The organism is Streptomyces sp. NPDC058620 (assembly GCF_042717135.1).
In the GTDB taxonomy this organism is placed as follows: Bacteria; Actinomycetota; Actinomycetes; order Streptomycetales; family Streptomycetaceae; genus Streptomyces.
The window spans coordinates 175,363-190,765 of sequence record NZ_JBHXQO010000008.1 but is presented as its reverse complement, the minus strand read 5'-3'; the positions used below and the strand labels follow the sequence as shown (position 1 = coordinate 190,765).

General features: G+C 70.0%; 12 protein-coding genes and 1 tRNA gene. 1 reads left to right on the top strand and 12 read right to left on the bottom strand.

The window, feature by feature from the left end; all coding sequences use genetic code 11:
- Positions 1 to 33: 33 nt before the first annotated feature.
- The 12 genes from prmC to ACFWSK_RS11630 all read right to left on the bottom strand — a co-directional run bounded on the left by prmC (position 34) and on the right by ACFWSK_RS11630 (position 14,972).
- A complete protein-coding gene (gene prmC / locus ACFWSK_RS11685) occupies positions 34 to 879 on the bottom strand; it encodes a peptide chain release factor N(5)-glutamine methyltransferase (protein WP_383783697.1) in 846 nt (281 codons plus the stop codon).
- Positions 880 to 920: 41 nt separating this feature from the next.
- On the bottom strand, positions 921 to 1,997 hold the full coding sequence (gene prfA, locus ACFWSK_RS11680) for a peptide chain release factor 1 (protein ID WP_383783696.1): 1,077 nt from the start codon (positions 1,995 to 1,997) through the stop codon (positions 921 to 923).
- Between the two features lie 148 nt (positions 1,998 to 2,145).
- Positions 2,146 to 2,370: a 50S ribosomal protein L31 gene (gene rpmE / locus ACFWSK_RS11675; RefSeq protein WP_383783695.1), complete on the bottom strand. Its 225-nt coding sequence runs from the start codon at positions 2,368 to 2,370 to the stop codon at positions 2,146 to 2,148.
- A 166-nt stretch (positions 2,371 to 2,536) separates the two neighbouring features.
- Positions 2,537 to 3,661 carry an LCP family protein gene (locus tag ACFWSK_RS11670; protein ID WP_383783694.1) on the bottom strand — a complete coding sequence of 375 codons (1,125 nt, stop codon included), beginning with the start codon at positions 3,659 to 3,661 and terminating at the stop codon, positions 2,537 to 2,539.
- A 123-nt stretch (positions 3,662 to 3,784) separates the two neighbouring features.
- Positions 3,785 to 5,530, bottom strand: a complete 1,746-nt coding sequence (locus ACFWSK_RS11665; protein WP_383783693.1) for a trypsin-like serine protease — start codon at positions 5,528 to 5,530, stop codon at positions 3,785 to 3,787.
- 281 nt (positions 5,531 to 5,811) lie between these two features.
- The gene (rho, locus tag ACFWSK_RS11660; protein ID WP_383783692.1) at positions 5,812 to 7,902 is read right to left on the bottom strand and encodes a transcription termination factor Rho; all 2,091 of its coding nucleotides are present in this window, start codon (positions 7,900 to 7,902) and stop codon (positions 5,812 to 5,814) included.
- Positions 7,903 to 8,290: 388 nt separating this feature from the next.
- Positions 8,291 to 9,208 (bottom strand): homoserine kinase, encoded by a 918-nt coding sequence (thrB, locus tag ACFWSK_RS11655; protein WP_383783691.1) that lies wholly within the window; start codon positions 9,206 to 9,208, stop codon positions 8,291 to 8,293.
- Positions 9,209 to 9,529: 321 nt separating this feature from the next.
- Complete coding sequence (gene thrC, locus ACFWSK_RS11650) at positions 9,530 to 10,600, bottom strand: threonine synthase (RefSeq protein ID WP_383783690.1); 1,071 nt, start codon at positions 10,598 to 10,600, stop codon at positions 9,530 to 9,532.
- A 6-nt stretch (positions 10,601 to 10,606) separates the two neighbouring features.
- The gene (locus ACFWSK_RS11645) at positions 10,607 to 11,905 is read right to left on the bottom strand and encodes a homoserine dehydrogenase (protein ID WP_328911517.1); all 1,299 of its coding nucleotides are present in this window, start codon (positions 11,903 to 11,905) and stop codon (positions 10,607 to 10,609) included.
- 99 nt (positions 11,906 to 12,004) lie between these two features.
- Positions 12,005 to 13,396 (bottom strand): diaminopimelate decarboxylase, encoded by a 1,392-nt coding sequence (gene lysA, locus ACFWSK_RS11640; protein WP_383783689.1) that lies wholly within the window; start codon positions 13,394 to 13,396, stop codon positions 12,005 to 12,007.
- 24 nt (positions 13,397 to 13,420) lie between these two features.
- Positions 13,421 to 14,482 carry an ArgS-related anticodon-binding protein NrtL gene (gene nrtL / locus ACFWSK_RS11635; RefSeq protein WP_383783688.1) on the bottom strand — a complete coding sequence of 354 codons (1,062 nt, stop codon included), beginning with the start codon at positions 14,480 to 14,482 and terminating at the stop codon, positions 13,421 to 13,423.
- Positions 14,483 to 14,537: 55 nt separating this feature from the next.
- Positions 14,538 to 14,972 carry a response regulator gene (locus tag ACFWSK_RS11630; RefSeq protein WP_383783687.1) on the bottom strand — a complete coding sequence of 145 codons (435 nt, stop codon included), beginning with the start codon at positions 14,970 to 14,972 and terminating at the stop codon, positions 14,538 to 14,540.
- A 208-nt stretch (positions 14,973 to 15,180) separates the two neighbouring features.
- Between ACFWSK_RS11630 and ACFWSK_RS11625 the strand changes: the two genes are divergently transcribed.
- Positions 15,181 to 15,252: transfer RNA gene (locus ACFWSK_RS11625), tRNA-Arg, on the top strand.
- Positions 15,253 to 15,403: the final 151 nt, after the last annotated feature.

Below are 15,403 nucleotides of genomic sequence, written 5' to 3'. Positions count from 1 at the left end.
GCGGGTACGGGTCGTGCGGGTCCTGATCGCCGGTCACGGCATGGCCTTGCGGGCGGTCGCGAAACGGGGCCGGTTGTTCAGGTCGGGGTGGTCGGCCGCGTCGGCCCAGCCCCGCTCCTCGGTGAAGATCCACGGGACCTGGCCGCCCTGGGTGTCGGCGTGCTCGATGACGACGAGGCCGCCGGGGCGCAGCAGGCGGTGCGCGGTCCGCTCGATGGACCGGATGGTGTCGAGGCCGTCCTCGCCGGAGAAGAGGGCCATCTCCGGGTCGTGGTCACGGGCCTCGGGCGCCACGTACTCCCACTCGGTGAGCGGGATGTAGGGCGGGTTGGAGATGACCAGGTCGACCTGGCCGTCGAGCTCGGGAAGGGCCGTTGCGGCGTCTCCCCGGTGGACGGTGACCCTGGACCCCTCGGCGTTCTTCCTGGTCCATCTGAGGGCGTCCTCGGACAGCTCCACGCCGTGCACACGCGCGCGCGGCACCTCCTGCGCCATGGCGAGGGCGATGGCACCGGATCCCGTACAGAGATCGACGATGAGCGGTTCGACGACATCCATCGCGCGGACGGCGTCTATGGCCCAGCCGACGACCGATTCGGTCTCCGGACGGGGCACGAAGACGCCGGGGCCCACCTGGAGCTCCAGGTAGCGGAAGAAGGCGCGGCCGGTGATGTGCTGGAGGGGTTCGCGGGCCTCACGGCGGGCGATGGTCTCCCAGTAGCGCGCGTCGAAGTCCCGGTCCGGCACGTTGTGCAGCTCGCCCCGCTTGACGCCGTGCACGAAGGCGGCGAGTTCCTCGGCGTCGAATCGCGGTGAAGGGACACCGGCGTCGGCCAGCCGCTGGGTGGCCTGGGCCACCTCGGCGAGCAGCAGGTTCATCGCGGTTCTCCGTACGGGGGTTACGGGCGGGGCGGGCGTGGTTACGCGTTGGCGAGCTTGGCGGCCGAGTCGGCGTCGACGCATGCCTGGATGACGGCGTCGAGCTCACCGTCGAGCACCTGGTCCAAGTTGTACGCCTTGAAGCCGACGCGGTGGTCCGAGATCCGGTTTTCCGGGAAGTTGTACGTACGGATCTTCTCGGACCGGTCGACGGTGCGGACCTGGCTGCGGCGGACGTCGGAGGCTTCCTGCTCGGCCGCTTCCTGGGCCGCGGCGAGGAGCCGGGAACGCAGGATGCGCATGGCCTGCTCCTTGTTCTGGAGCTGGCTCTTCTCGTTCTGGCAGGAGGCGACGACACCGGTCGGCAGGTGCGTGATGCGGACCGCGGAGTCGGTCGTGTTGACGGACTGGCCGCCGGGACCGGAGGAGCGGTAGACGTCGATGCGCAGGTCGTTGGCGTGGATCTCGACGTCGACCTCCTCGGCCTCGGGGGTGACGAGCACCCCGGCGGCGGAGGTGTGGATGCGGCCCTGGGACTCGGTGGAGGGCACGCGCTGCACGCGGTGGACGCCGCCCTCGTACTTCATCCGGGCCCACACGCCCTGGCCGGGCTCGGTGGCACCGTTGCCGCCCTTGGTCTTCACGGCGACCTGGACGTCCTTGTAGCCGCCGAGCTCGGACTCGGTGGAGTCGATGATCTCGGTCTTCCAGCCCACGCGCTCGGCGTAGCGCAGGTACATGCGCAGCAGATCGCCGGCGAACAGGGCGGACTCGTCGCCGCCCGCGCCGGCCTTGATCTCCAGGAGCACGTCCTTGTCGTCGCTGGGGTCGCGCGGGACGAGGAGGAGGCGAAGCTTCTCGGTGAGTGCTTCGCGCTGCTTCTCCAGGTCCTTCACCTCGGCGGCGAAGTCCGGGTCGTCGGCGACGAACTCGCGAGCGGTCTCGATGTCGTCGCCGGTGCGCTTCCAGGACAGGTACGTGGAGACGATCGGGGTCAGCTCCGCGTAGCGCTTGTTGAGCTTGCGCGCGTTGGCCTGGTCCGCGTGGACCGACGGGTCGGCGAGCTTCTTCTCGAGATCGGCGTGCTCACCGATCAGTTCCTCGACCGCCTCGAACATCGGGGGCTCCTGGTTAGTTACGTCAACGGGCCTGCTGGAGGGCGTGCTGCCCGGGGCACCCGGGGGCGTCCCCCGGACGTCCGGCCGGAAAAAACGCCGGTCCCGACGCCCCCGAAACGAGGGCGCCGAGAACCGGCGCAGTGGCTCGCTACTTGCTGGCGGAGCCGGCAGCCTTGCCGAAGCGGGCCTCGAAGCGGGCCACACGGCCACCCGTGTCGAGGATCTTCTGCTTGCCCGTGTAGAACGGGTGGCACTCGGAGCAGACGTCGGCGCGGATGGCGCCGCTGCCGAGGGTGCTCCGGGTGGTGAACGACGCACCGCAGGTACAGCTGACCTGGGTCTCGACGTACTCGGGGTGAATGTCGCGCTTCAAGGTGTCTCCTAGTTTCGGGAGGGCTCCGGGTCGTCCGCGCGGATTGCGCGTCCGTGAACCGGGGCCGACGTACCAGTCTGCCAGGACTGGGCGTATCTCCCAAAACCGGGGTCCGGCCCCACGTATTCCCGGCCCTCCGGAAACGGCGCCGACGGACGGGGCTGCGTCACTGGACGACCTGTCCGGCCGTCCCCTTGTCTCCCGCGGATTTCACGGTGGCCGACGCGGGGATCACCCGGTCCTCCTTCAGGGCCGCCCAGACCTGCCGGGCGGCCTTCTCCATGGGGATGACGCGGTTGGGGTCGGCGGGGTCGTACCGCACGGGCATCGTGACCATATGGACGTTCTTCGAGCCGAGGCCCTTCAGCCCGTTCGCGAATGACGTGAGTTCCTTCACCGAGCCGAGGCGGGAGTCCGTGGTGACGGCCTTCGTGGCCGCGTCGGCGAGCCCGAGGAGTTTCTCCGGGCTGGAGAACACACCGACGCTCTTCGCCTGTTCCATCAGCGCCTTCACGAACGCCTGCTGCAACTGGATACGGCCCAGGTCGCTGCCGTCGCCGACACTCTTGCGGGTGCGGACGAGCCCGAGCGACTCCTCCCCGTCGAGCCTGTGCGTGCCGGGCTTCAGATGCAGATGGCTCTTGGAATCGTTGATCGCCTGCTCGGTGGTGATGTCGACACCGCCGAGCTCGTCTATCAGCTTCTTGAAGCCGGTGAAGTCGACCTCGACGTAGTGGTCCATGCGAATGCCGGACATCGCCTCGACGGTCTTCACCGCGCAGGCCGGCCCCCCGACCTCGTACGCCGTGTTGAACATCGCCCGGTCGTCCGCGGCCACCGGCTCACCACTGACATCGCCCGTGCAGGCGGGGCGCTCGATGATCGTGTCCCGGGGGATGGAGACGACCGAGGCCGAGGTGTGGCCCTTGTCGACGTGCACCACCATCGCGGTGTCCGAGCGGGCGGCGCCCTCGTCCGCGCCGTACGCGTCGTTGGCTCCGGAACGGGAGTCGGAGCCCAGCACCAGGATGTCCTGGGAGCCGTTGTCGACGTCGTCGGGCCGGTCGGCGCCCAGTTCGGCGTCGATGTCGATGCTGGAGAGGTTGCCGTCCAGCTTGAAGTAGACGTAACCGGAGCCCGCGCCGCCCAGCACCACGGCCGCGGCGAGCACCCACGCGGACACGCGCAGCGCCGTGCGCCGGGGGCCGCGCTCGGGGAGCTTGCGGCGGCGGCCCGTGGCGCCTGCGCGCCGCGGGCCGGTCCGCGCTGTCTCGCTCGTGTGGTCCGGCATCTGCTCACATTCCGTGATGGGGTTTGCGGCTGGAAAGACTTACATATCGTTGTTCCAATACGCAAAGAACCCCCGCGTCCGAGGACACGGGGGTTCTTGATCAGAACTGCTGCGGGCCGGTGATCAGCCGAACAGGTTGTAGCCCGCCGCTCCGGTGCCCAGCAGCTTGCGGGCGCCGAAGATGTTGCTGTTCCCCTGACCGGTGCCCGGGTAGAGGTACAGCTCGCCGGTCTTCACGCGGACGATGATGTCCGCGACGCCGTCGCCGCTGAAGTCACCCGTGGTGACGAGCGCGTTGGCGACGTCCCAGGTCCTGACGAGGACCTTGGAAGCGAACGGGGCGCTCGCCTTGCCGGTGCCCGGGAAGAGATAGATCTTGCCGCCGCTGGCGCGGGCGATGATGTCGGCCTTGCCGTCGTTGGTGAAGTCGCCGCTGCCGCGGACCATGGAGTAGGCGAGCCCGCCGCCACCGATCTTGACCCGGCTGCCGAACGAGCCGTTGCCCTTGCCGGGGTACAGCCAGAAGACACCGGCGGAGTCCGTCGACAGGATGTCGGGGTGACCGTCACTGGTCAGGTCGCCGGGCGCCAGGATCTGCTTGCGCGAGCCCCAGCCGGTGGCGATCCGCTTGGACTCCCACTCCTGCGTCGCCGGGTTGATCCAGTCCCAGTAGAGGCTGCCGTCGCTGCCACGGACGAGCAGGTCCTGGTAGTCGTCCCGGTTGAGGTCCGTCTGGAGCAGGACGTTGATGCCGTTTCCGGTGCCGAAGTCGCCCTTGGTCATGCCGCTGCCGGTCGAGATGAACTCGTACAGCGTGTTCGTCGACGCCTTGCGGGCCAGCAGGTCCGCGCGGTGGTCCCAGTTCTGGTTGGTGTCGTACGCCCGCGCGTTGATCGCGGGGACGTAGGTGCTCACCTTGGTGAAGACGCTGTACGCGCCCTTTCCGACACAGTCCGTGATGCCCCACGACACGATGCCGACCAGCTTGCCGCCGACCACGAGCGGGCCGCCGGAGTCGCCGTTGCAGGCGCCGGTCGTCTCGGCGTCGGTCGCGCCCGTCTTGCCGGCGCACACCATGTGGCCGGCCTTGAAGTCGCTCCCGTACGAGTTGGCGCACGTCGCGTCCGAGACGATCGGAAGCGTCGCCGTGCGCAGAGTCGTGGAGATCTCGTTGTCGGTCGAGCTGGTGCGGCCCCAGCCGTAGACCTTGGCCTGCGTGCCGGCCGCGTAGAGAGCCGTGTCCGTCTTCGACATCACGGGCAGCGGCTTGACGGTGACCGGGTTGAACAGCGTGAGAACCGCGATGTCGTTGTCGGCAGCCCCTGTGGCGCCGTTGTACAGCGGGTGGGTCCACTGACGGTAGGCCCAGTTCTCCTCACCGGTGCCGATCGCCTCGGTGGAGCCGGCTCCCGTGACGACCGTGCCGTTCGCGGCCCAGTCCAAGCCCTTGACGCAATGCGCGGCTGTGGCGATCTTGGTGGGCGCGATCACCACGCCACCGCAGAAGAAGCCCCCGGTGCCGTCGTTGTACCAGAGCTGCGCCATCCACGGGGCGGTGGAGATGGACGTCTCCGTGCCGCCGATGACCATCGGGGCCGGGACCGGGTCGTCGCCGGCGTTGAGCTTGGACGGTGCGAGGGCCTTGCGGTCCGCCTGGGCCGCGTTGACCACACGCTCGCGCAGTTCGGCATCCGACGGGGCGGTGGGCCGCTCCACGGCTCCGGCCTTCACGGTCAAAACCGGCTCTTCGGCCTGGGAGCTGGACATCGTGAGCCCCGCGCCCACGAGGGCGAGGACGGTGACAGCTACGGCCGGAACGGCGAGCTTGAGCCGGCGGGAGTGCTTGCCACCCCTGGTGCGTATGTGCACGCGGCGATCCTTCGTATCGGAACCGACGGTGCGTGAAGCCCCGCCGGATCGTGGGACGGCGGGGGCTCGGCAGAACAACTGCCCGCAGCAGGGCAGCACAAAGAAGGGGCTTTCGCCCTCTGCGGTGCTGCCGGGATGGCCCCCCACCTCAACTGACGCAGATATTACGCCAGGTTCAACAAAAGGGGGACTATGGAGGAAGGTAAAAAGAATCCGCCCCGTCACCGAAGTAACGGGGCGGATTTCAGGGACGGTTGAACTGTCCCGATTCAGCTATTTGTTCAGTCGTTCCCATTGCCGCTGCCGGGAGTCGTCTTCTGAATCTGCAGAAGGAACTCGGCGTTGGACTGGGTCTTCTTCATGCGGTCGAGCAGCAGCTCGATCGCCTGCTGCTGGTCGAGTGCGTGCAGCACCCGGCGCAGCTTCCAGACGACTGCCAATTCGTCGGTGCCGAGAAGGATTTCTTCCTTACGGGTGCTGGACGCGTCGACGTCCACCGCCGGGAAGATGCGCTTGTCCGAGAGCTTCCGGTCGAGCTTGAGCTCCATGTTGCCGGTGCCCTTGAACTCCTCGAAGATCACCTCGTCCATGCGCGAGCCGGTCTCGACGAGCGCGGTGGCCAGGATGGTCAGCGAGCCGCCGTCCTCGATGTTGCGCGCGGCACCGAAGAAGCGCTTCGGCGGGTAGAGCGCGGTCGAGTCGACACCACCGGACAGGATGCGTCCGGACGCCGGCGCCGCGAGGTTGTACGCGCGGCCCAGACGGGTGATCGAGTCGAGCAGGACGACCACGTCGTGACCCAGCTCGACGAGACGCTTGGCGCGCTCGATGGCCAGCTCGGCGACCGTGGTGTGGTCCTCGGCGGGGCGGTCGAAGGTCGAGGAGATGACCTCGCCCTTCACCGACCGCTGCATGTCGGTGACCTCTTCCGGACGCTCGTCGACCAGGACGACCATCAGGTGGCACTCGGGGCTGTTGACCGTGATCGCGTTGGCGATGGCCTGCAGGATCATGGTCTTACCGGTCTTCGGCGGGGCCACGATGAGCCCACGCTGGCCCTTGCCGATGGGGGCGACCAGGTCGACGATCCGGGTGGTCAGGATGTTGGAGTCGGTCTCCAGGCGGAGCCGGTCCTGCGGGTACAGCGGCGTCAGCTTCTGGAACTCCGGGCGGCCGCGGCCGGTCTCCGGCGCCATGCCGTTGACCGAGTCCATGCGGACCAGCGCGTTGAACTTCTCGCGGCGCTCGCCGTCCTTGGGCTGGCGGACCGCGCCCGTGACGTGGTCACCCTTGCGCAGGCCGTTCTTGCGGACCTGTGCGAGCGAGACGTACACGTCGTTCGGACCGGGCAGGTAGCCGGAGGTCCGGATGAACGCGTAGTTGTCGAGGATGTCCAGGATGCCCGCGACGGGGATCAGGACGTCGTCGTCTGCGACCTGTACGTCGGGGGCGAAGGTGTCCTCGCGGCCACGACGGCCACGGCGGTCACGGTAACGGCCCCGGCGGCCACGACGGCCGCCCTCGTCGTCGAAGCCGTCGTCCTGGGGGCCGCCACCCTGCTGGCCCTGCTGGCCCTGGCCGCCCTGGCTCTGGGTCTGCCCCTGGCCCTGGCGCTGCGGCCGCTGGCCGCCGCCGCCCTGCTGGCCCTGGTCGTCGCCCTTGCCGCGGCGGTCACGCTGACGCTCGCGACGGTCGCCGCGGTCACCTCGGTCCCCACGCTCACCGCGGTCGCCACGCTCACCGCGCTGGCCGCGGTCCTGACGGTCGCCGCGGCGGCCCTCGGCGTTGTCGACGGCGGACTCGGCCTTGGCCTCGCCCTTCGCCTCGCCGCGGTCCTCGCCACGGGCCTCACTCTTGGGCTCGGCCTGCGGTTCCGTCTTCACGTCGGTCTTGGTGTCGGGGCTGCCCGCCTGCGCGGTCGCGCGGCGACGACGACGCTCGCCCGTGGGCTGGTCGTCATTGGCCGGCTGACCGGGGATGTCGATCTGCTGCTGGGCCGTGGCCTTGCTCTCGGGCGAGGCGGCGGCCTCGTCCCCGGTGCGGGCCTTGGACGTGGCACGCCGCTTCGGCTTGCTCTCGGCGTCCGTGCCGGCGGAGGCCGCAGCGGCCTTGGAGGCAGTCTTGGGTGCGGAGGAGCCCCCGGCCTGCGCCTCCTTGATGACCTCGATCAGCTGGCTCTTGCGCATCCGCGCAGTGCCCCTGATGCCGAGGCCGGACGCGACCTGCTGCAGCTCGGCCAGGACCATGCCATCGAGGCCGGTGCCGGAGCGGCGGCGCCGTGCGGTGGTGCCAGTGGCAGCACCTTCGGCGGGCGCGGCGCTGTCGACGCTCTTGTCGGCAGTCACGCCCATCAGATCGGTGGTGTCGCTCACGAAGGGTCCTTCCCTGGAGCGGACGTCGGCCTTCTGGCTCGGCGACCGGTTGTGCTGTCCGACTGCGGTCTGTGATCTTTCGATCGCGGACCTTGCCGGGGCGGTGGTCCGCCGGGTACGGCGGAGAGATGAATGTGCGGGGTCCGGCGCGAGATCCCCCTGCTCGGCCCACTCCTGGACATAGCGAGGGGGTGTCGTGCCGGTTCCGGAGCGTGCTCGAAACTGCTCAGGCAGGCTGCTCAGGCAGTTGGGGAGGCTCCCGGAAGAATGGTGGTCCCGGACGGGGACACGAAGCAACGCGCCACAAAGACGTCGGTTGCAGACTTGAGGTTAACACTACCGGCTCCAACAAACATTCCCCCTCTCACTCACCGGTAATCACATGTGACTACGAGGCGAGCGGCAGCACGCTCGCACCCGTGGCGTCGAGAGCGAGACGGTTCGCCGCCCATCCCTCGCCCGCCAGCCGGGCGACCTTGTCGGCCGAACCCTCATCCGTCAGCGCGAGGACCGTGGGGCCCGCGCCGGAGATGACAGCAGGGACGCCGTCGGCCCGCAGACGGTTGACCAGTTCCAGGCTCTCCGGCATCGCGGGCGCCCGGTACTCCTGGTGGATCCGGTCCTCGGTGGCGGCGAGAAGGAGCTCGGGACGCCTGGTCAGGGCCTCGACGAGGAGGCCGGCACGACCGGCGTTGGCCGCGGCGTCCACGTGCGGGACGGTGCGCGGGAGCAGACCGCGGGCGGTCTCCGTCAGGACGGGTTTGCCCGGCACGAAAACCACCGGAACGACGGAATCCGCGGGGTCCATCCTGATGGCCCTGGCGGCTCCGCCGTCCATCCACGCGAGTGTGAAGCCGCCGAGCAGACAGGCGGCGACGTTGTCGGGGTGGCCCTCGATCTCGGTCGCCAGCTCCAGCAGGGCCGCGTCGTCGAGGCGGGCGTCGCCACCGGTCGTCACGGCGCGGGCGGCGACGATGCCGGCGCAGATGGCGGCGGAGGAGGAACCGAGGCCGCGGCCGTGCGGGATGCGGTTGGCGCAGACGATCTCGAGGCCGCGGGGCTGTCCGCCGAGCAGGTCGAACGCGGTGCGCAGGGAGCGTACGAGGAGGTGGCGCTCGTCGCGGGGCAGCGTTTCGGCGCCCTCACCGGCGATGTCGATGTGCAGTCCCGAGTCGGCGACCCGGACCACGACATCGTCGTACAGCCCCAGTGACAGGCCCAGGGCGTCGAAACCCGGGCCCAGATTGGCACTGGTCGCGGGGGTGCGCACCCGGACGGCGGCAGCTCGGAACGCGGGACCGGCCATCGGCTGGACGACTCTCCTTGTAAGGCGGCGGGGATGTGGTGCGTGGTGGATCGGCGTGCGGGGGTGGGGAACGGGGCGGCTGTGGGGGTCGTGGTGCGGGTGAGGCGATATCCGGTGGCGGACCCGACGGCCACGACGGCAACGGCGCCGCGTCGACTACGACGGAGCGTGTAGGTACAGCTTATCGAAGGAAGGTTCTGTCGCGACATAGGGCGCACAGGAGGCGCACGATGCGTGTCGCACGCCTCCTATGCGCTCTCCGCCCCGAAAAGGGGCGGTTGAGCTGGGTCTTGCCGCTGTTCCCCCGCTTCGCCGTACCGGCTAGACGAGGCCCAGCTTCTCGGCCGCGGTGACCGCGTCGACCGGGACCGTGACCGGCTGCGGGGCACCCGCGACGGCCCAGTCGGGGTCCTTGAGGCCGTTGCCGGTGACCGTGCAGACGATCTTCTGGCCGGGGTCGACCTTGCCCTCTTCGGCGGCCTTGAGCAGACCGGCGACCGAGGCGGCCGAGGCCGGCTCGACGAAGACGCCCTCCTGGGAGGCCAACAGGCGGTAGGCGGACAGGATCTGGCGGTCCGTCACCTCGTCGATGAAGCCGCCCGACTCGTCCCGTGCGGCCAGCGCGTACTGCCAGGACGCCGGGTTGCCGATCCGGATCGCGGTGGCGATGGTCGAGGGGTCCTTGACGATCTCGCCGCGCACGATGGGCGCGGAACCGGACGCCTGGAAGCCCCACATGCGCGGGGTGCGGGCGGCCATGCCGTCCGCCGCGTATTCGGTGTAGCCCTTCCAGTACGCGGTGATGTTGCCCGCGTTGCCGACGGGCAGGACGTGGATGTCCGGGGCGTTGCCGAGCGCGTCGACGATCTCGAACGCGGCGGTCTTCTGGCCCTCGATACGGACCGGATTGACTGAATTGACCAGCGCCACCGGGTAGTTGTCCGAGAGGGAGCGGGCCAGGGTGAGGCAGTCGTCGAAGTTGCCGTCGACCTGGAGGATCTTGGCTCCGTGGACCAGCGCCTGGCCCATCTTGCCGAGTGCGATCTTGCCCTGCGGTACGAGGACGGCACAGACCATGCCGGCCCGCACCGCGTAGGCGGCGGCGGAGGCGGAGGTGTTGCCGGTGGAGGCGCAGATGACGGCCTTCGCACCCTCCTCCTTGGCACGGGTGATCGCCATGGTCATGCCGCGGTCCTTGAACGACCCGGTGGGGTTGGCGCCCTCCACCTTGAGGTGCACCTCGCAGCCCGTGCGCTCGGAGAGGACCTGAGCGGGGACGAGCGGCGTGCCACCCTCACGAAGCGTGACGACCGGCGTCGTGCTCGTGACCGGAAGGCGGTCCCGGTACTCCTCGATGATGCCGCGCCACTGGTGGGTGCCCTTGGTGGTCATGGGTCCTTACTCCCCTTCAACACGCATGATGCTGGCGACACCGCGCACGGTGTCCAGCTTGCGCAGCGCCTCGACGGTCGCCGAAAGGGCGGCGTCGGGCGCGCGGTGGGTGACGACGACGAGGGAAGCCTCGCCGTCTCCGTCCTGTCGGCTCTGCTGGCGGACCGTATCGATGGATACGCCCTGTTCGGCGAAGACCGTCGCGACCTGGGCGAGTACGCCAGGCTTGTCGGCCACGTCGAGACTGATGTGGTACCGCGTGACGACCTCGCCCATGGGGCTGACCGGCAGACGCGTGTACGCGGACTCACCGGGGCCGGTGGCCTCGCTGAGCTTGTTGCGGCAGACCGCGACCAGGTCGCCGAGGACCGCGGAGGCGGTCGGCGAGCCACCGGCGCCGGGCCCGTAGAACATCAGCTGACCCGCCGCGTCGGCCTCGACGAAGACCGCGTTGTACGCCTCGCGCACGGAGGCCAGCGGGTGGCTGAGCGGGATCATCGCGGGGTGCACGCGGGCGGTGACGGACCTGCCGTCGGCGGCGCGCTCGCAGATGGCCAGGAGCTTGACGGTGCAGCCCATGCGACGGGCGGACGCGATGTCCGCGGCGGTCACCTCGGTGATGCCCTCGCGGTGCACCTCACCGATCTTCACCCGGGTGTGGAAGGCGATGCCGGCGAGGATCGCGGCCTTCGCGGCGGCGTCGAAGCCCTCGACGTCGGCGGTCGGGTCGGCCTCGGCGTACCCGAGGGCGGTGGCCTCGTCGAGCGCCTCGGAGTATCCGGCCCCGCTCGTGTCCATCTTGTCGAGGATGAAGTTGGTGGTGCCGTTGACGATGCCCAGGACCCGGTTGACCTTGTCCCCCGCGAGCGATTCGCGCAGCGGACGTACGAGCGGAATGGCGCCGGCCACGGCCGCCTCGTAGTAGAGATCCCGGCCCTGGCTCTCCGCGGCGGCGTGGAGTGCGGCGCCGTCCTCGGCGAGCAGTGCCTTGTTGGCGGAGACGACGCTGGCGCCGTGCTCGAAGGCGGTCGTGATCAGCGTCCTGGCCGGCTCGATGCCGCCGATGACCTCGATGACCACGTCGATGTCACCCCGTTTGACCAGGGCGGTCGCGTCCGTGGTGATCAGTGCGGGGTCGATGCCCTCCCGCACCTTGGAGGGTCGGCGGACGGCGACACCGGCGAGTTCCACCGGTGCGCCGATGCGCGCGGCGAGGTCGTCGGCATGCGTCGTCATGATGCGCGCCACCTCTGAGCCGACCACTCCACAGCCCAGCAGCGCCACCTTCAGCGGACGCGTACGCATCATCCGACCTCGTTTCTCATACATGCTCATGTGTGGACCAGTCTCACTCACCGGACGGGAGTTTCCGCCACCCGTCCGGATCCTGAGATAACTATTTCATCAGCCGACATCGAGTGACAGAAGATCTTCCTCTGTCTCCCGTCGGACGATCACGCGCGCCTGTCCGTCCCGCACGGCGACGACCGGCGGGCGCAGGGCATGGTTGTAGTTGCTCGCCATGGAGCGGCAGTACGCGCCGGTGGCGGGTACCGCGATCAGGTCGCCGGGAGCGAGGTCGGCCGGCAGGAACGCGTCCTTGACCACGATGTCTCCGCTCTCGCAGTGCTTGCCGACGACACGCGCGAGCATCGGCTCGGCATCGGAGCTGCGGGAGACGAGCGCGACGCTGTATTCGGCGTCGTACAGCGCGGTGCGGATGTTGTCCGACATGCCGCCGTCGACGCTCACATACGTACGGAGCCCGTCGAGGGGCTTGATGGTGCCGACCTCGTACAGCGTGAACGCGGTGGGTCCGACGATGGCGCGGCCCGGCTCGACGGAGATCCGCGGGGTGGCGAGGCCGGACGCCTCGCACTCGCGGGTGACGATGTCGCTGAGTGCCTTGGCGATCTCGTGCGGCTCGCTCGGGTCGTCCTCGGAGGTGTAGGCGATACCGAGCCCGCCACCGAGGTCGATCTCGGGCAGCTCCACGCCGTGCTCGTCGCGCACCTCGGCGAGCAGCTGCACCACACGCCGCGCGGAGACCTCGAAGCCGGCCATGTCGAAGATCTGCGAGCCGATGTGCGAGTGGATGCCGATGAGTTCGAGGCCGTCGAGGGTGAGCGCCCGGCGGACGGCCTCCGCGGCCTGTCCCCCGGCCAGCGCGATGCCGAACTTCTGGTCCTCGTGGGCGGTGGCGATGAACTCGTGGGTGTGGGCCTCGACGCCGACGGTGACGCGGATCTGGACGCGCTGGCGCTTGCCGAGGCGCTGGGCGACGTCGGCGACCCGGACGATCTCCTGGAAGGAGTCGAGCACGATCCGCCCGACGCCGACGCCGACAGCGCGCTCGATCTCGGCCAGGCTCTTGTTGTTGCCGTGGAAGGCGATGCGCTCGGCGGGCATGCCGGCGTCCAGCGCGGTGGTCAGCTCGCCGCCGGAGCAGACGTCAAGGTTCAGTCCCTCTTCCTGGAGCCAGCGCACGACGGCACGCGACAGGAACGCCTTGCCCGCGTAGAACACATCGGCGTCGCGCCCGAAGGCATCGGCCCAGGCGCGGCACCTGGCCCGGAAGTCGCTCTCGTCGAGGAAGTAGGCCGGGGTACCGAACTCCTCGGCGAGCCGGGCGACTTCGATCCCGCCGACGGTGAGCGCGCCGTCCGCGTCGCGGGTGACGGTACGGGACCAGACCTTCTCGTCCAGGGCGTTCAGGTCGGCGGGCGGCGCCGCGTAGTGCCCCTCGTGGAGGACATCGGCGTGACGGGGTCCGGCGGGGTGGGCGGATCGGCTCATCGTGGTGTTCTGCTCTCTCGGGTCTCAGAGGTGTTCGGGCGCGCTGATGCCGAGCAGGTACAGGCCGCCTGCCAGCACCGTCCCGGCGGCTTCGGCAAGGGCCAGCCGGGAGCGGTGGGCGGCCGAGGGTTTCTCGTCGCCGACGGGGAGCGGCGAGCAGGCGTCGTGGAAGTCGAAGAAGGCGTGCGCCACCGTTTCGAGGTGCCGGGCGATCCGGTCGGGTGCGTGGAGACGGGCCGCCGCAGCGAGGACACCGGGGTGGTCGGCGAGTGCGGCGTGGAGTGCGGGCGCCTCGACGTCCTCGTCGTACGCGCCGGAGAACCCGAGCCGCGCGGCGCCGCGGGTCAGCGCGCGGGTGCGGGCGTGGGCGTAGCGGACCAGGAAGAGCTGGTTGGCCTCGCCCTGGACGAGGAGGTCGTCGCCGAGCGGGGCACGGTCGTGACCGGCCGGCCGGAGCAGTCCCCACAGGGCGGCGTCGCGGCCCAGCCGCGCAAGGAGCTCACCGGCCGGGGCCCCGGCCGGTACGGGCCGGAGTTCGACGCTCCCGGCGGCCCCGTCGTGCGGGCCGACGGAGATCCGCAGGTGCTCCCAGTCGGGATCGGCCGTTCCGGTGCAGCCGGTGCGCACCTGGCCGCCCTGCGTGCGCAGGACGCGCGCCACGGTCTGGGAGACCGCCGCCGCCCTGACCTCTCCCCGGTGGTGCAGCCGGTGGAGCTGTCCGGTGTCCGCGGTGACCCGCCCGTACCGGAGCCCCCGCTCCCGGACCTCGCGGACGAGGGCGGCGCGGGCCGCGGCATCGGCCGAGGCGTCGAGCGTGAAGTTCAGGAAACCGGGCCCGGTGATCTCGATCCGGCCGATCCCGGGCGTACCGGCGACCCGGTCGCGCAGGATCCGTGCCACCTCCCGCGGGGCCAGCGCGGCGGGACCGGCCAGCTGGAGGGCCACGGCGCAGGCGTAGTCGCCGCTGCCTCCGGGCCTGGTCCTCTCCACTCGCACGCGCGCGGGCACGGGCGCGCGCAAGGCATCCTCGTCGACCGCGCGCCGCACGGCGTGCAGCACGGTTCGGGAGAGATCTGCCGGGGTCACAGGACAAGCGTATGGGAGGAGGGGGGGCACTTCGCGACCCGGTTTCGCCATGCGGTCAGCCCGCCGGGCTCCCCGCCCGCCCGGCACCGTGTCTGCCGTCGACCGACGGCGGGTCCTCCGGGTGCATCAGACGACGGACCATCCGCACCAGCTCACTGGGCTCGAACGGCTTGGCCAGGAAGGCGTCCACCCCTGCGGCGACCCCCGCGTCGACCTCGTACGGCGTGCACGCACTGATGATCGCGACGGGCAGATGGCTCGTCCGGGGATCGGCGCGCAGCCGGGCGGCGGTCTGGACTCCGTCGAGCCGGGGCATCACCACATCGAGTGTGATCACATCCGGACAGACCCTGTGCACCAGATCCAGGCACTCGGCACCATCGGCCGCGGTCACGACCTCGAAGCCCTCCAGCTCGAGATTGACCCTGATCAACTGCCGTATGACCTTGCTGTCATCGACAACAAGCACGCGGCCGGACGCGCCAGACACTCTTCGAGGGTAGGTCGGCCGGAGGGGCTGCGTCCGGGTTTTGCCCACTTCCGGCCGCGGGCGTACGCCGCGAGGAGCGGCGCGGGCCGGGCTCGTCCGGACGCGGATCCGTCTCCGGTACGACATCCGGGGACCCGTGAATACCTGTTCACGGACAGCCCGCGGAAGCTGGTAGGGTTTCACTCGTCGCCGCACAACACAGCGACACGCCCCCGTAGCTCAGGGGATAGAGCATCGGCCTCCGGAGCCGGGTGCGCAGGTTCGAATCCTGCCGGGGGCACTTCAGTCCGGACAGCGTGATCAAGCCGCTGGCCAGCTGAGGCGCCAAGTACAGAGGGTCGGACCCAGTCACGCCGGGTCCGACCCTCTGTCGTTTGTGTGCCACTGACCTGGAGTGCGCGGCGAGTGGGTCCTTGTCCACGTCCGTCGGC